This is a genomic window from Stenotrophomonas sp. As-7 (genome assembly GCF_030291015.1).
GTDB lineage: Bacteria > Pseudomonadota > Gammaproteobacteria > Xanthomonadales > Xanthomonadaceae > Stenotrophomonas > Stenotrophomonas lactitubi.
In genome coordinates, this window is the sequence record NZ_CP127405.1 from 874154 (window position 1) to 888486 (window position 14333).

Sequence of the window (14333 nt, forward strand, 5' to 3'; positions counted from 1 at the left end):
ACATTTCATCTTGCTGAAAAGACGCTGAAAATCTTGTGGTGTCCGGTTTGAGCCACTAGCGTCATCAACACAGCGGATGGTCAGGGGAATCCGCTGGCTCGCCGGACCCGAACCTCGCCATTGCAAGCCAGCCCACGGTTCAGGCCGGTGCTTCTGCCGATTCCGGCATTCCTACCATTAGAAGGGAAATCCGATGTCCCAGGTAACGCAACCGCGTGTGCGTCGTGTGTGGGTGGTCCTTGGTGCGTCCGTCCTGTCATCGCTGCTGCTGGCCACGCCTGCGCTGGCCGGTGATGTCCAGCTCAGCGGCCTGCAGTCCGCGCCGACCCATCAGCGGTTCATCGTGAAGTACCGCGACGGCAGTGCGCCGGTGGCCAACACCACCGCACTCGCCTCATCGCTGAAGACCGCTGCTGCCGGCATCGCCAGCAGCCAGGGCCGCGCGCTGGGCCTGCAGCAGGTCCGCAAGCTCGCTGTCGGCTCCACCGTGGTCAGGACTGACCGTGCGCTGGACCAGGCCGACGCCGAACTGCTGATGCGCAAGCTCGCCGCCGACCCGAACGTGGAATACGTCGAAGTCGACCAGATCATGCGCCCGACGCTGACCCCGAACGACACCCGCTTCAGCGAGCAGTGGGGCTTCGGTACGTCCAACGCGTCGATCAACGTGCGCCCGGCCTGGGACAAGGCCACCGGCACCGGCGTGGTCGTGGCCGTGATCGATACCGGCATCACCAACCATGCCGACCTCAACGCCAACATCCTGCCCGGCTATGACTTCATCAGCGACGCGGCGATGGCGCGCGATGGTGGTGGCCGTGACAGCAATCCCAACGACGAGGGTGACTGGTACGGCGACAACGAGTGCCAGGCCGGTTACCCGGGCTCGAACTCCAGCTGGCATGGCACCCACGTGGCCGGCACGGTCGCTGCGGTGACCAACAACAGCACCGGCGTGGCCGGTACCGCCTTCAATGCCAAGGTCGTGCCGGTGCGCGTGCTCGGCAAGTGCGGCGGCTATACCTCCGATATCGCCGACGCTATCGTCTGGGCCTCCGGCGGCACGGTCAGCGGTGTGCCGGCCAACGCCAATCCGGCCGAGGTCATCAACCTCTCACTGGGCGGCGGCGGCAGCTGCTCGACCACCTACCAGAACGCCATCAACGGCGCGGTCGGCCGTGGCACCACCGTGGTGGTCGCTGCCGGCAACAGCAATACCAACGTGTCCTCGTCGGTTCCGGCGAACTGCCCGAACGTGATCGCGGTTGCCGCGACCACCTCGGCAGGTGCACGTGCCAGCTTCTCCAACTACGGCACCGGCATCGACATCTCCGCACCGGGCCAGGGCATCCTGTCCACCCTCAACAGCGGCACCACCACCCCGGGCAGCGCCAGCTATGCGTCCTACAACGGCACCTCGATGGCGGCGCCGCACGTGGCCGGCGTCGTTGCGCTGATGCAGTCGGTGGCACCGAGCCCGCTCAGCCCGGCGCAGGTGGAAAGCATCATCAAGAGCACCGCGCGTCCGCTGCCAGGTGCGTGCTCGGGTGGTTGCGGCGCCGGCATCATCGACGCCGATGCCGCAGTGACAGCCGCGATCAACGGCACCACCCCCAACCCGGGCGGCACCGTGCTGCAGAACAACGTGCCGGTCACCGGCCTCGGCGCGGCCAGCGGCGCATCGCTCAGCTACACCGTCAACGTCCCGGCTGGCAGCGCGCAGCTGCGCGTGGCGATCAGCGGCGGCAGCGGTGACGCCGACCTGTACCTGCGCCAGGGCAGTGCCCCGACCGACACCGTCTACACCTGCCGCCCGTACCTGAGCGGCAACAACGAGACCTGCACCGTCAACAGCCCCGCTGCCGGCGTATGGCACGTGCGGGTGAAGGCCTACAGCACCTTCTCGGGCGTGACCCTCAACGCCCAGTACTGAGCCCAAGCCCCTCTCCATGGGCACGCCCCGGCCTCGGCCGGGGTGTTTTTTTTAGGCGGCGAAGCGGAGAAAGCAATGTGCAGCAGTGCATTTGCTCTTGCTCTGCCCTTGACCTTGATGGCCGCGCACCGGCAACTGTCTGGAGAGGCTCAGGCTCCCATCGCAGGACCGTTGGCGCCATGGATGGCGCCATCGAGCCCCCATGGATGGGTTTACGGCGTGTCCTGCGATGGGAGCCTGAGCCTCTCACCACTACAGCAACCGAAACGCCGACGCGCGACAGCGCGCCTCAATCCCTCAAACCGACTCGAACCGGTTCGCCGCCACGTTCTTGCGCACATGCTGCGGATCGAAGATCCGGCCATTCATCGCGATGAACACCCCCGCAGGCAGCGACTGCACCGCACCGATCGCACAGCCGATGTTGAACTCCGCATCCGAACCACGGAAACGCGCCGGGCTCAGCGCACCGGTCATCACGATGGTCTTGTCCGGAATCGTCGCCAGCACCTTGCCGGTCTGCACCATCGAATCGGTGCCATGGGTCACCAGCACGTGGCGGGTGGGCTGCGCAGCGATCGTCGCGCGGATCAGCTCACGATCGTCGTCGTTGATGTGCAGCGAATCCTTGCGCAGGATCGGAATCACGTTGAACCGGAACGTGACCCCCAGTTCGCGCAGGATCATGCCGATCTGCGGGTCGCCGATCTGGTAGTCCGACTTGTCGTCGAAATAGATCTTGTCGATCGTGCCACCGGTGGTGACGACCAGGAGCTCTTCCATCATGTGCATGCGCGAAACCAAGGCAGGTACAGCGGCGCGGGGCCGGGAACACAGATGATACGGCCCACCGGGCGCAGCGTCAGCGCCGCCGCCCGAAACGGGCGCGCAGGCCGGGCAGGCTGGCCGAAAAGATCACCAGCAGCGCCAGCACGATTTCGATCAGCGCCAGCCAGCGGGTCTCGGGATGGCTCCAGGCGCTCATCACGCCGTGGCTGAACCAGCCCAGGGCCAGCACCGCCGCCCAGAACCCGGCCTTGCGCCAGCCCAGCCGCAGGGCGATGGCCAGCGCCAGCGGTGGCGCGGTGAACACCAGCTGGGTGGCCAGCCAGTGCCTGTCGTTGATGAACCAGCCGGCAAACAGCGCCGCCAACCCCATCAAGGCCAGCAGCAGCACGGTGCGCGGCGCGGCGCTCATCGTGCCAGCCGCTGCGCGATGTCGGCCACGCGCCGGCCCAGCGCCCGTGCCAGAACCGCCTCATCGTCGGTCGGTTGCGGGTCGTCGGCGGCACCGGCCACGTGGCTGGCGCCATACGGCGTGCCGCCACTGGTGGTGTGGCTCAGCGCCGGCTCGGTGAACGGAATGCCGACGATCAGGCAGCCGTGGTGCAGCAGCGGCACCTGCATCGACAGCAGGGTCGACTCCTGGCCGCCATGCATCGACGCGGTGGACGTAAACACCCCGGCCGGCTTGCCCGCCAGCGTGCCGTTCACCCATTCGGCGCCGAGCCCATCGAGGAAATGCTTGACCGGCGCGGCCATGTTGCCGAAACGGGTGGGGCTGCCCAGCAGCAGTCCCTGGCACTCCACCAGGTCCTGCACGCTCACATACGGCGCGCCATCGTCCGGCACCGGAGGCTGCGCGGTCTGGGTGACGGCAGCCACCGGCGGCACCGTGCGCAGCCGCGCCGCCATGCCCGGCACCTCGCCGATGCCCCGCGCGATCTGGCGCGCCAGCCGTGCCACCGAACCGCCGCGGCTGTAGTACAGCACCAGGATTTCGCCCATCGCGCCCAGCTCTCCTCATCGTGTGGACGCCAGTATGGCTATCCTGCATCGATTCCGCATCGGGTACCCTTTCGCCGATGGAACCTTTGGATACGCTCAATTTGTGGATGGAGCGCGCGCGGGATCGCGCACGCGCCGCCAGCTTCGGCCGCTTCCTGTGGCGCCGCTTCCTCGACGACCGCCTGTTCCAGGCGGCCGCCGCGCTGGCCTACACCACGGTGTTCGCGCTGGTGCCGTTGGCGATCGTGGTGTTCGGCGTGCTCTCGGCCTTCCCGGTGTTCGACCGCTGGAGCGACCAGCTCAGCGACTACGTCTTCTCCAACTTCGTGCCCAATGCCGCGCGCGCCGCCGAGGGCTACCTGCGGCAGTTCTCGGCCAGCGCGGGCCAGCTCACGGCCGCCGGCTTCATCGCCCTGGTCATCTCGCTGCTGATCACCCTCAACAGTGTTGAAGAGACCTTCAACCAGATCTGGCGCGTCGGCAGCAGCCGGCCACGACTGACCCGCTTCCTGGTCTACTGGACGGTGCTGACCCTCGGCGCGATGCTTGCCGCCGCTTCACTGGCCGTGTCGGCGCGGGTGTTCGCGATGCCGCTGTTCGGCACGCAGGAGGGGCGCTGGCTGGCCGATCTCGCGTTGCGGCTGGCGCCGATCCTGATCGAATTCGTCTGCATCACCCTGATGTTCCGGGTGGTGCCACACCACACGGTGAAGTGGCGCCACGCGGTTCCGGGTGCGATTCTCGCCGCGGTGATCCTGGAGCTGGTGAAGTGGGGCATCGGTGCTTACCTGGGCAGCTTCCAGTCCTACCAGAAGCTGTATGGCACGGTGGCCTTCGTGCCGATCCTGCTGCTGTGGATCTACCTGTGCTGGGTGGCCGTGCTGCTGGGCGCGTCGCTGGCATCGTCGATGGCGGCCTTCCGCTACCAGCCGGTGGAACTTCGCCTGCCGCAGGGCTACGAGTTCTATGGCCTGCTGCGCCTGCTCGGGCGCTTCCAGCACGCACGCGCCAAAGGCAGGGGTCTGGCCGACGACGAGATCCTGCGGCTGGAACCGATGCTGACCGACTCGCTGCTGCAGGACCTGGCCTGCCACCTGGAGGGCATCGGCCTGCTGCGCCGTGATGAGCGCGGGGAATGGCTGCTGGCCCGTGACCTGGACCAGGTCAGCCTGGGCGATCTGTACGAATGCACGCAGCTGCGCATTCCGGTGGCCGAACAACACCTGCCTTACCGCGATGACAGCCTTGGCCGGGCCGCATTGGCCGCGCTGGATGAGTTGCGCCTGCCGCTGCGTGAACGCCTCAAGCGTCGCGTCAGCGACATCTACCCTGATTCTGGAGACGCCCCATGACCTGCAAGACCCCGTTGCTGCTGGCTGCGCTGCTGGCCCTGGCCGCCTGCAAACCCGCGCAGGAGCCGACCCCGGCCAGCAGCCAGCCGCCCGCGCAGGCACCGACCCCGGCCGCGCCGGCGCCGGTGGAGGACACGCCCGCCGAGCGTGTCACTGCCGAGTTCCCGACGCTGAAGATGAAGGCGGTCGATGGCAGCGATTACGACCTGGCCGCACATCGCGGCAAGTGGGTGGTGGTGAACTTCTGGGCGACCTGGTGTGCACCCTGCCGCAAGGAAATGCCCGAGCTGTCGGCATTGCATGCCATGCGCAGCAACATCGAAGTGGTTGGCCTGGCCTACGAGGACATCGAGGCGCCGGAGATGCAGTCGTTCCTGACCAAGCATCCGGTGACCTACCCGATCGTGATCGTCGATCCGTTCGATCCGCCGGCCGACTTCGCCACCCCGCGCGGCCTGCCGCTGACCCACCTGATCGATCCGCAGGGCAAGCTGGCGCACAGCTTCCTGGGCCCGGTCACGGCGGCCGACATCGAAAAGCAGATCGCGGCTGCCAAGTAAGGGGTTGGTCGGCAGGGCTGCGCCCTGCACCCGCAGAGGCCAGAGCAACAGCCGAAGCAACAGCAACAGCCGAAGCAGAAGCGGGTTTCCTGAGGGTAGGCGGGGTGGGTCCGGTTGCGGGGGACGCTGCAAGTACGTCCATGTAAGCTCGGTCGCGCCATCCATGGCGCTCACGCCCCCGCAACCGGACCCACCCCGCCTTCGACAGATTCTCGCGAACTGTCGGAATGGCTCTTGGGGTCAGATCCGTTTTCCGTAGGAAAACGGATCTGACCCCATTCTTTGATATCGATATCTGACAGATGTGTCGACCAAGGTCGACACCCACCAACAGCCGCGGAAATCTGTCAGAGGTGGGGCGGTGTCGGATTGCGGGGTGTCCGCGGCATGGATGCCGCGGCCAAGCCCCCATGGACGGGTTCACGGCGTCCCCGCAATCCGACACCGCCCCGCCATCCCTCGGAATATCCGCTTTTGCTGCTGCTTCGGCAGTTGCCTTTGCCGGTAGCAGGTGCAGGGCGCAGCCCTGCCGAACCTACCTCAGTCCTTGACCGGGAAATCCTCGATCGGCTTCAGTACATCGTAGTGCTCGCGATGCAGCTTGCCCTTCAGCTTCGGCAGCTCCGGCAACGGTGCATCCACCCGCGTGTCCGGCAGCCGGTCCAGCAGGTTGCGGGCAAGGGTCAGGCGACCGAGCCGCTGGTCGTTGAAATCCACCAGCGTCCACGGCGCACCGTCGCGATGGGTCGCGCGCAGCATCGCCTCGCGCGCTTCGGTGTACGCGCTGTACTTGCTGCGTGACTTCAGGTCCACCGGTGACAGCTTCCAGCCCTTCAGCGGATCGACATGGCGTTCGGCAAAGCGCTTTTCCTGCTGCTCCTGGTCCACGCACAACCAGTACTTGAACAGCAGGATGCCGTCATCCACCAGCAGCTGTTCGAACACCGGCGCCTGGCGCAGGAACTGCTGGTATTCGGTCTCGCTGCAGTAGCCCATCACCCGTTCAACGCCGGCGCGGTTGTACCAGCTGCGGTCCATCAGCACGATCTCGCCGGCAGCCGGAAGATGCGAGGCGTAGCGCTGGAAGTACCACTGCGTGGCTTCGCGGTCGGTGGGTTTGGGCAGCGCCACCACCCTGCATTGGCGTGGGTTGAGGTGCTCGCTGATGGTCTGGATCGCGCCACCCTTGCCGGCGGTATCGCGTCCTTCGAACAGCACCAGCAGGCGTTGCCCGCTGTGCTGCACCCAGCGTGCCATCGCCGCCAGTTCCAGCTGCAGCGGCTGCAGCAGTTCGTCGTATTCCTTGCGCTTGAGCTTGGCCATCGTCATACCACGCGGGAAGGAGGCCCGAGCGTAGCGCAGGGCGAGGTCAGGGCGTGTCGAGGCCCTGCCAGCCCTGTTCGCGGGCCAGCTGCTGCAGCAGTGCGGACAGATCACGCGCGAAAGCTGCCATGTCGAACAGGCCGCTGCGCTCGCGTGCCTGCGCCAGTTCGGCGCGCACTGCGGCCAAGGCGACAGGGTCGTTGCCGAGTGCACTGGCGGTGGCGACGAACGCCGCATCGTCGGCGACGTTCATGTGCTCCAGACCCAGCTGATGATTAAGGCTGCCGGCCACGCGCGCGGCGAAGGTGGCGCCGGGGCAGGTCAGTACCGGGCAGCCGGCCCACAGTGCATCCGACGCGGTGGTGTGCGCGTTGTACGGGTTCGTATCCAGGAACAGGTCGGCCAACTGATAGCGGGCCAGATACTGCGGATGCGGCAGCTTGGCCATGAACACCAGACGCGCCGGATCGAGTCCTGCTGCCTGCGCAGCGGCACGCAGCCGCGCATCGGCCTGGCCGGGGCCGGACAACAGCCACAGCACGCTGCCGGGTACGGCCTGCAGCACCGCGAACGCGCGGCCCATGCTGCGCGGGTTGAGCTTGTAACTGTTGTTGAAGCAGCAGAATACCGTGCCCTGCGCAGGCAGTCCGCACGCCGCGCGGTCCGGTGCCGGCTCCAGCACGCGGGTGTTGTCCGACGGCTGGAACGCACGCGGCAGGCGCAGCACACGTTCGCTGTAGTGCGCTTCCAGTGAGGGCGGCAGCGCGAAGCTGTCTCCGATCACTGCCTCCAGCCACGGCGCTCCGGAGGTGCCGGGGTAGGCCAGCCAGTTGAGCTGCAGCGGGGCAGGGCGCATGGCTAGTACTTCCGGTGTGCCGCCGCCGCCCCAGCCGCGCAGGTCGAACAGCAGGTCGATGCCCTGTGCGCGGATGCGCGCGGCGGTATCGGCATGGCGCAATCCCGCCACGTCATGCAGCCGGGTGGCGGTCTGCAGGCGTTGGCGGATGCGGCTGCCATCGTCGGCGTTGAGCGCGAACAGATGCAGCTGCAGGGCCGGGTCCTGGCCCATGTGTTCCAGCAGCGCCACCGTCAGCAATCCGGTGGGATGAGCGCCGAACCCGTTGGACAGGAAGCCCACGCGCAGTGGACCCCGTTCGCGCAGCTTCACCGGCGGCAGTGGCCGCACCGCAGCAGCGACAGCGGCCGCGCGCGCACGCGCACAAGCCAGCTGTTCGGCCGCGCTGGCGTCTTCGCTGAGGAACGCGAAGGGCTCAACCACGCCCTGGCCAGATGCAAGCGCGCCGCGCACCTGGGCGGCCAGCGCATCCACGTCCTGCCAATCGCACAGGCGACGCTGCCAGGCGAGGCGCTGTGCGGCGATATACGGCTCATCGGGCATCAGCGCATGCGCGCGGCGATAGGCTGCCGATGCACCTTCCGCATCGTTGGCATCTTCCAGCGCGTGCCCCAGCCACAACGCGATGCCCGGGTGCTCCGGTGCCAGCGCAGAGGCCTGGCCCAGCAGCGTGGCGGCATCGGCGTGCGCCCCTGCCATCCACGCTACCCGGCCCAGCCGGGCAAGTGCTTCAGGATGATTGGGCCGCAGCTGCAGCGCGCGTCGCGCGGCCTGCTCGCCGGCCGCAATGTCGCCGGCTTCCAGTTCCAGGTCGGCCAGCATCACCCAGGCAACGAAGTCGCCGGGCTGGCGCGCGATCGCCTGCTGCAGTTGCTGCCGCTGCTGCCAGGCCGACATGCGGGTCAGCCGGCCGAAAGCTGGGCCAGGGCATCGACCTGGTGCTCGTGGCTCAGTCGCTGCAGCAGCGGATCCAGGTCGCCGGCCAACACGTTGGGCAGGTCGTACAGGGTCAGCCCTTCCACGCGGTGGTCGGTGATGCGGCCCTGCGGGAAGTTGTAGGTGCGGATGCGCTGGCTGCGGTCGCCGCTGCCGACCTGCAGGCGCCGAGATTCGGCCTGCGCCGCGTCATGGCGCTGGCGCTCGGCATCGAGCAGCTGTGCCTTCAGGCGTTTCATCGCCTTGTCCCGGTTGGCGTGCTGGCTGCGCTCGGTCTGGCATTCCACCACCACGCCACTGGGAACGTGGGTGATGCGGATCGCCGATTCGGTCTTGTTGACGTGCTGGCCGCCGGCGCCGGAAGAACGGTAGGTGTCGACTCTCAGGTCAGCCGGGTTGATGACGATCTCATCGACTTCGTCGGCTTCCGGGATGATCGCCACGGTGGCCGCCGAGGTGTGGATGCGGCCCTGCGATTCGGTGGCCGGCACGCGCTGCACGCGGTGCGTGCCCGATTCGAATTTCAGGCGCGAGAACGCGCCACGGCCGACCACGCGTGCCACCACTTCCTTGTAGCCGCCATGTTCGCCGGGATTGTCCGATTCGATCTCGACCTTCCAGCCCTGTCGCTCGGCGTAGCGGGCGTACATGCGGAACAGGTCGCCAGCGAAGATCGCCGCCTCGTCGCCGCCGGTACCGGCGCGCACTTCCAGGAACAGGTTGCCTTCATCGCGCGGGTCGCGCGGCACCAGCAGCAGCGCCAGTTCCTGCTCCAGTTCCTGCAGGCGGGCCTGTGCGGCGGCGATTTCCTCGTCGGCCAGCTCGCGCAGGTCCGGGTCCGTACGCATGCTTTCGGCCGCAGCCAGGTCGGCCTTGGCGCGTGCTTCATCGGCCAGTGCGGTGGCGATCGGTTCGAGCTGGGAAAATTCGCGCGAAAGATCGCGGAAGCGCGCGTTGTTGGCGACCACCTCCGGTTCGGCGAGCAGACGTTCCAGTTCTTCGCGGCGCTCGGCCAGCGCTTCCAACTTACGGCGCAGGGTCGGCGTCATCGGTTCTCACAGGTGGGTGGCGGTAACCCGGCGTCGCCGGGAACAGGCGCTCGGCGGCGCGGGTCAGGTCGGCATCGCCGCTGAGCGCAGCCGCACGCAGGGCGGCGGTCGGCGGATGCAGCAGGCGGTTGGTCAAGCCGTGGGCAAGCAGTTCCAGCACTTCGTCGGCCGGCTTGCCGTTGGCCAGCTGCTGGCGCGCGCGTTCCAGCAGTTCGGCACGGGTGGCCTCGCCGAAGGCGCGCAGCTGCCGCAGCGGTGCCTGGTGGGCACTGGCCTGCAGCGTTTCCACGAAGCGCGAAACCTGCAGGTCGATGATCGTCTCGGCCTCAGCGGCGGCCTCGCGGCGGCTGCGGCGGTTGTCTTCCACCGCGCGCTCGAGATCGTCCACGGTGTAAAGGAACGCATCCTTGAGCGTGGCAACGTCGGCTTCGATGTCGCGCGGCACGGCCAGGTCGAACAGCAGCATGGGCTTGTGCCGGCGTGCGCGCAGGGCGTTGGCCACCGCGGCACGGTGGATCACCGGTTCGCGGGCGGCGGTGGCCGAGAACACCACGTCGGCCTCGGCCAGGTGGCGTTCCAGTTCGGTGAGCGGCAGCGCCACACCGCCATGGCGGCTGGCCAGTTCCTGCGCATGGGCGAGGGTGCGGTTGGCGATCAGCAGCCGCCGCACCTTGCCTTCGCTGAGGTGGCGCGCGGCCAGTTCGATGGTCTCGCCAGCGCCGACCAGCAGCACGGTGGAATCATCCAGGCGGGCAAATGCGTTCTGTGCCAGGCGTACCGCTGCCGAGGCCACCGATACCGGGTTGGCGCCGACCTGGGTATCGGTACGCGCGCGCTTGGCCACCGAGAACGTCTGCTGGAACAACCGGTCCAGGCGCTGGCCGAGCAGGCCGTGGTCGCGCGCGGTCGACCAGGCATCCTTCACCTGGCCGAGGATCTGCGGCTCGCCCAGCACCATCGAATCCAGTCCCGTCGCCACCCGGAACAGGTGGCGGACGGCATCGGCATCGGCGTGCTGGTACAGGTAGCCCTGCAGGTCGCCGGCCTGGGCGTGCAGCCACTGGTCCAGTGCCTGCGCGGATTCGGCCACGGCATACAGCTCGGTGCGGTTGCAGGTGGACAGCAGTACCGCCTCGGCGATCTGCGGGGTATCGCGCAGCGAACCGAGCGCGCGCGGCAACGCGTCACCGGCGAAGGCTGCGCGTTCGCGCAGTTCCACCGGTGCGGTCTGGTGATTCAGTCCGAGCACCCACAGGGTCATTGTTCAGTTGCTTGCGATAAGCTGCTGGCCATTGGACGACATTTTAAGGCCCCGATGCCGACGATGCCCGCATTGATTCGCATCCCCAGTGTTCTGCTGCTGTCTCTGGCCTGTGCCCAGGCCCTGGCGGCGGTGCCCGCCAAGGCGCCTGCACGGCCCGCGGTGACTGAGGAACTGGCGCTGGAGCCGGTCCTGGCTGGTGAGTTCGCCCTGCAGGCGGGCAAGCTGGCCGAGGCCGCGCGCTGGTACCTGCAGGCCGCCCAGCAGACCGACGGCGACGCCGGCCTGGCCGAGCGGGCGACCCGCATCGCCATGCTGGCCAACGAGGATGATGCTGCGGCCAAGGGCCTGGCCCTGTGGCAGCAGCGTGCGCCGCGCTCATTGGCGATGCGCAGCGCCGCCGGTGCGCTGGCGATGCGCCAGGGCGATGTGAAGGCTGCGCGCAGCGAGCTTCAGGCCTTGTTGCAGGATCCGGGCGACGAGGGCTGGAAGTTTGCCCTGGGTGCCCTGATCGGCGGCGGCCGCGATCCGGCCGTGCCGGCCCAGGTGCTGGGCGAGCTGGTCGATGCCAACGCCATTCCCCAGAAGATCGAGGCCTGGCAGGAGTTTGGACGCTTGGCGTTGCGCATGGAAAAGCCCGAGCTGGCGCGGCGCATGATCGATGAGGTGGTCAAGCGCTTCCCCGAGGAGCCGCGCGTCGCCTTGCTGCGCGCCAGCCAGCTGCAGCAGGCCGGACAGACCGAGCAGGCGCTGTCGCTGCTGCGTGGGGTGGAACCGAAGACCCGTCAGGATCCGGAACTGCGCAATGCGGTGGCCATCGCCTATGACAGCCTCGGCCAGCCGGCAGCGGCCGAGCGCGTGCTGGCGGTCGGTCCGCAGAATGTGCAGACGTGGGGCATGCGCGCTTCGCTGCTGGCCAAGCAGGGCGACAAGGCCGCGCTGTCCAACCTGTACAACGAGCTGTCGCGGCAGGCGGCCAAGCCGGACCCGGCGCAGCGCCTGTTGCTGGGCAAGATCGCCGAGTACCTCAAGCGCTACCCGGAGGCGGTCAACTGGTACCACAGCGTGCCTGGCGGCGATGAACTGAATGAAGCGCGCCTGCGCGCGGCCAATGCACAGGGTCTGGCGGGCCGGCAGTCGCTGGCGCTGGATGAAGTGCATGCGATCCAGTCCGATGCCGGCGTGGATGACGATGTGCGGCGCGATGCGTATCTGCTGGAAGCCGAGCTGCGTCAGCGCGCCGACGACCTTCCCGGCGAGATCGATGCACTGGCCCGTGGCCTGGCTGCGTATCCGGACGAGAACGGCCTGTTGTATGCCCGTGCGCTGGCCTGGGAGCGTCGCGATGACATCGCCCGCGCCGAGGCCGATCTGCGCAAGATCCTGGTGACCGAGCCGGAAAACGTGCCGGCACTGAACGCACTGGGCTACACCCTGGCCGACCGTACCGGCCGCTACCAGGAAGCGCTCGAACTGATCGACCGCGCGCGCGTGGCCGAACCGGACAACGCGGCCATCGTCGACAGCTATGGCTGGGTGCTGTATCGGCTGGGGCGCAACGCCGACGCGCTGGTGCAGCTGCGCCGCGCCTGGACGCTGGCCAAGGACCCGGAAATCGCCGCCCACGTGGGCGAGGTGCTGTGGGTGATGGGCAAGCACGATGAGGCCCGTCACTTCTTCGAGGAAGCGGCCCGGCTCGACCCTGAAAACCGCGCGCTGCTGCGCGCCCGCGAGAAATTCAATCCATGAGTGTTTCCACGATCCGGCCCCTGCTGCTGGTGGCCGTGACCCTGGCCCTGAGTGCCTGTACCACCGTTGGCCGGCAGAAGACGCCGGCACCGGCCGTGGTCACGACCGTTTCCGCCGAAGCGGCCGCGGCCGAGACCGCTCGCGTGGATGCCGTGCGTTCGGCAGCGGACTGGAATTTCCAGGGCCGGGTGGCGGTCAGCAAGGGCAAGGACGGTGGCAGCGGCCGCATCGACTGGAAACAGGAAGGCCAGCGCTATGTCGTCGAATTGAGCGCACCGGTGACCCGCCAGAGCTGGAAGTTGAGCGGTGATACCCACCATGAAGCCGGGCGCCTGGAGGGACTGGCCGGTGGTCCGCGCGAGGGTGAAGACGCGCAGGCGCTGCTGCTGGAGGCGACCGGCTGGGATATTCCGGTCAATCAGCTGCCGGACTGGGTACGCGGCCTGGTTGCCGGCGACAGCGCGGGGCCGGGAAAGATCGATCGTGATGCGGATGGCCGTCCGCGGCGCATGCAGCAGATGGGGTGGGTGATCCAATATCTGGACTGGTACCCGGCCGAAGCCGGGCGTCCGGCCCTGCCGCGCAGGGTCGAAGCGGTCAATGGCGACGCCAAGGTGCGCCTGCTGGTCGACCAATGGGGCCAGGGCGCGCCATGAACGCGCGGGTGGATGACGCGGGCTGGTCCTGGTGGCCGGCCCCGGCCAAGCTGAACCTGTTCCTGCACATTACCGGCCGCCGTGCCGATGGCTACCACGAGCTGCAGACGGTGTTCCGCCTGCTCGACTGGGGCGACCGGATCGGCCTGCGCCTGCGTGAAGACGGCCAGGTGCGACGGCAGGGCGATGGCCTGGCTGGCGTCGCCGAGGCCGATGATCTGGCGGTTCGCGCGGCGCGGATGCTCAAAGAGGCGGCGAATGTCGATCAAGGTGTCGACATCATCGTCGAAAAGCATGTTCCTGCGGGCGGCGGTTTCGGCGGCGGTTCGTCCGACGCGGCCACCGTGCTGGTGGTGTTGAACCGCCTCTGGGGTGCGGGGCTGGACGAAAATGCGCTGGCTGCGCTGGGGTTGCGCCTTGGCGCCGACGTGCCGGTGTTCGTGCGTGGCCACAACGCCTGGGCCGAAGGGGTGGGCGAGCGGCTGCAGCCGATTACCCTGCCGCAGGCCTGGTATGTGGTGGTCGAACCGGGCGTTCATGTGCCGACGCCCCTCCTGTTCGCTGATCCGGATTTGACGCGCGACAGTCCACAGGCGAAAATAGAGGACTTCGCTTCCGGCTCGCTGGTCGGGAACGTGTTCGAACCGGTGCTGCGCCGCCGTGAGCCTGCCGTCGAGGCGGTGCTTGCTGCGTTGAGCGACATTGGCACGGCACGCCTGACCGGTTCGGGAAGTGGTTGTTTCGTCGAGTTCGATTCGCAGGCTGCCGCCGAGCAGGGACGAGCGAAGTTGTCGAAGGAGTTGCGGGCAAGGGTGGCTGCGGGCGTTGCACGTTCGCCACTGCTGGATGCACTCGAGCAACACTGATTCA

The 14333-nt window shown here is 67.9% G+C and carries 13 protein-coding genes; 6 read left to right on the top strand and 7 right to left on the bottom strand.

The features are described from left to right. Positions 1–193 precede the first annotated feature (193 nt). Positions 194–1933 (top strand): S8 family peptidase, encoded by a 1740-nt coding sequence (locus QP457_RS03970; RefSeq protein WP_100551629.1) that lies wholly within the window; start codon positions 194–196, stop codon positions 1931–1933. Positions 1934–2230: 297 nt separating this feature from the next. Here QP457_RS03970 and QP457_RS03975 read toward each other — a convergent pair whose 3' ends face one another. The 3 genes from QP457_RS03975 to wrbA all read right to left on the bottom strand — a co-directional run bounded on the left by QP457_RS03975 (position 2231) and on the right by wrbA (position 3721). Further along, on the bottom strand, positions 2231–2716 hold the full coding sequence (locus QP457_RS03975) for an asparaginase domain-containing protein (protein ID WP_033830416.1): 486 nt from the start codon (positions 2714–2716) through the stop codon (positions 2231–2233). A 79-nt stretch (positions 2717–2795) separates the two neighbouring features. Beyond that, positions 2796–3131 (bottom strand): DUF2069 domain-containing protein, encoded by a 336-nt coding sequence (locus QP457_RS03980; protein ID WP_099820220.1) that lies wholly within the window; start codon positions 3129–3131, stop codon positions 2796–2798. Further along, positions 3128–3721: an NAD(P)H:quinone oxidoreductase gene (gene wrbA / locus QP457_RS03985; protein ID WP_093818977.1), complete on the bottom strand. Its 594-nt coding sequence runs from the start codon at positions 3719–3721 to the stop codon at positions 3128–3130. Before wrbA ends, QP457_RS03980 begins: the two co-directional genes overlap by 4 nt. Before the next feature lie 77 nt (positions 3722–3798). On the opposite strand from wrbA, the gene QP457_RS03990 reads away from it, so the two are divergent. Together QP457_RS03990 and QP457_RS03995 are read left to right on the top strand one after the other, a co-directional pair. Further along, positions 3799–5073 (top strand): YihY family inner membrane protein, encoded by a 1275-nt coding sequence (locus QP457_RS03990; RefSeq protein ID WP_032977469.1) that lies wholly within the window; start codon positions 3799–3801, stop codon positions 5071–5073. Next, positions 5070–5633, top strand: a complete 564-nt coding sequence (locus QP457_RS03995) for a TlpA disulfide reductase family protein (protein WP_205406454.1) — start codon at positions 5070–5072, stop codon at positions 5631–5633. The genes QP457_RS03990 and QP457_RS03995 overlap by 4 nt, the downstream gene beginning before the upstream one ends. Before the next feature lie 540 nt (positions 5634–6173). On the opposite strand, the gene ppk2 is transcribed toward QP457_RS03995, so the two are convergent. From ppk2 to hemA, 4 genes are read right to left on the bottom strand one after another with little or no spacing between them, the layout of a single operon-like run. Then, on the bottom strand, positions 6174–6956 hold the full coding sequence (gene ppk2, locus QP457_RS04000; protein WP_099819381.1) for a polyphosphate kinase 2: 783 nt from the start codon (positions 6954–6956) through the stop codon (positions 6174–6176). A gap of 46 nt (positions 6957–7002) precedes the next feature. Beyond that, entirely contained in the window at positions 7003–8709 is a 1707-nt protein-coding gene (locus QP457_RS04005) for a tetratricopeptide repeat protein (protein WP_205404579.1), read from the bottom strand. Positions 8710–8714: 5 nt separating this feature from the next. Further along, the gene (gene prfA / locus QP457_RS04010) at positions 8715–9797 is read right to left on the bottom strand and encodes a peptide chain release factor 1 (RefSeq protein ID WP_205404580.1); all 1083 of its coding nucleotides are present in this window, start codon (positions 9795–9797) and stop codon (positions 8715–8717) included. Continuing rightward, a complete protein-coding gene (hemA, locus tag QP457_RS04015; protein ID WP_100463152.1) occupies positions 9775–11058 on the bottom strand; it encodes a glutamyl-tRNA reductase in 1284 nt (427 codons plus the stop codon). The genes prfA and hemA overlap by 23 nt, the downstream gene beginning before the upstream one ends. 63 nt (positions 11059–11121) lie before the next feature. On the opposite strand from hemA, the gene QP457_RS04020 reads away from it, so the two are divergent. Genes QP457_RS04020 through ispE form a run of 3 tightly spaced genes read left to right on the top strand, consistent with a single transcriptional unit; the run spans position 11122 to position 14329 of the window. Continuing rightward, positions 11122–12807, top strand: a complete 1686-nt coding sequence (locus tag QP457_RS04020) for a tetratricopeptide repeat protein (protein ID WP_205404581.1) — start codon at positions 11122–11124, stop codon at positions 12805–12807. Next, positions 12804–13463, top strand: coding sequence for a lipoprotein insertase outer membrane protein LolB (lolB, locus tag QP457_RS04025; protein ID WP_180166826.1), 660 nt, complete (start codon positions 12804–12806; stop codon positions 13461–13463). Before QP457_RS04020 ends, lolB begins: the two co-directional genes overlap by 4 nt. Continuing rightward, positions 13460–14329, top strand: coding sequence for a 4-(cytidine 5'-diphospho)-2-C-methyl-D-erythritol kinase (ispE, locus tag QP457_RS04030; RefSeq protein WP_205404582.1), 870 nt, complete (start codon positions 13460–13462; stop codon positions 14327–14329). Before lolB ends, ispE begins: the two co-directional genes overlap by 4 nt. Positions 14330–14333 lie beyond the last annotated feature (4 nt).

Bases quoted from the DNA above. Each gene is read 5' to 3' on its own strand.
- ppk2 (WP_099819381.1), bottom strand. From the start codon at position 6,956: ATGGCCAAGCTCAAGCGCAAGGAATACGACGAACTGCTGCAGCCGCTG.
- wrbA (WP_093818977.1), bottom strand. From the start codon at position 3,721: ATGGGCGAAATCCTGGTGCTGTACTACAGCCGCGGCGGTTCGGTGGCA.
- QP457_RS03990 (WP_032977469.1), top strand. From the start codon at position 3,799: ATGGAACCTTTGGATACGCTCAATTTGTGGATGGAGCGCGCGCGGGAT.
- QP457_RS03980 (WP_099820220.1), bottom strand. From the start codon at position 3,131: ATGAGCGCCGCGCCGCGCACCGTGCTGCTGCTGGCCTTGATGGGGTTG.
- QP457_RS03995 (WP_205406454.1), top strand. From the start codon at position 5,070: ATGACCTGCAAGACCCCGTTGCTGCTGGCTGCGCTGCTGGCCCTGGCC.
- ispE (WP_205404582.1), top strand. From the start codon at position 13,460: ATGAACGCGCGGGTGGATGACGCGGGCTGGTCCTGGTGGCCGGCCCCG.
- hemA (WP_100463152.1), bottom strand. From the start codon at position 11,058: ATGACCCTGTGGGTGCTCGGACTGAATCACCAGACCGCACCGGTGGAA.
- prfA (WP_205404580.1), bottom strand. From the start codon at position 9,797: ATGACGCCGACCCTGCGCCGTAAGTTGGAAGCGCTGGCCGAGCGCCGC.
- QP457_RS04005 (WP_205404579.1), bottom strand. From the start codon at position 8,709: ATGTCGGCCTGGCAGCAGCGGCAGCAACTGCAGCAGGCGATCGCGCGC.
- QP457_RS03975 (WP_033830416.1), bottom strand. From the start codon at position 2,716: ATGGAAGAGCTCCTGGTCGTCACCACCGGTGGCACGATCGACAAGATC.
- QP457_RS04020 (WP_205404581.1), top strand. From the start codon at position 11,122: ATGCCCGCATTGATTCGCATCCCCAGTGTTCTGCTGCTGTCTCTGGCC.
- lolB (WP_180166826.1), top strand. From the start codon at position 12,804: ATGAGTGTTTCCACGATCCGGCCCCTGCTGCTGGTGGCCGTGACCCTG.
- QP457_RS03970 (WP_100551629.1), top strand. From the start codon at position 194: ATGTCCCAGGTAACGCAACCGCGTGTGCGTCGTGTGTGGGTGGTCCTT.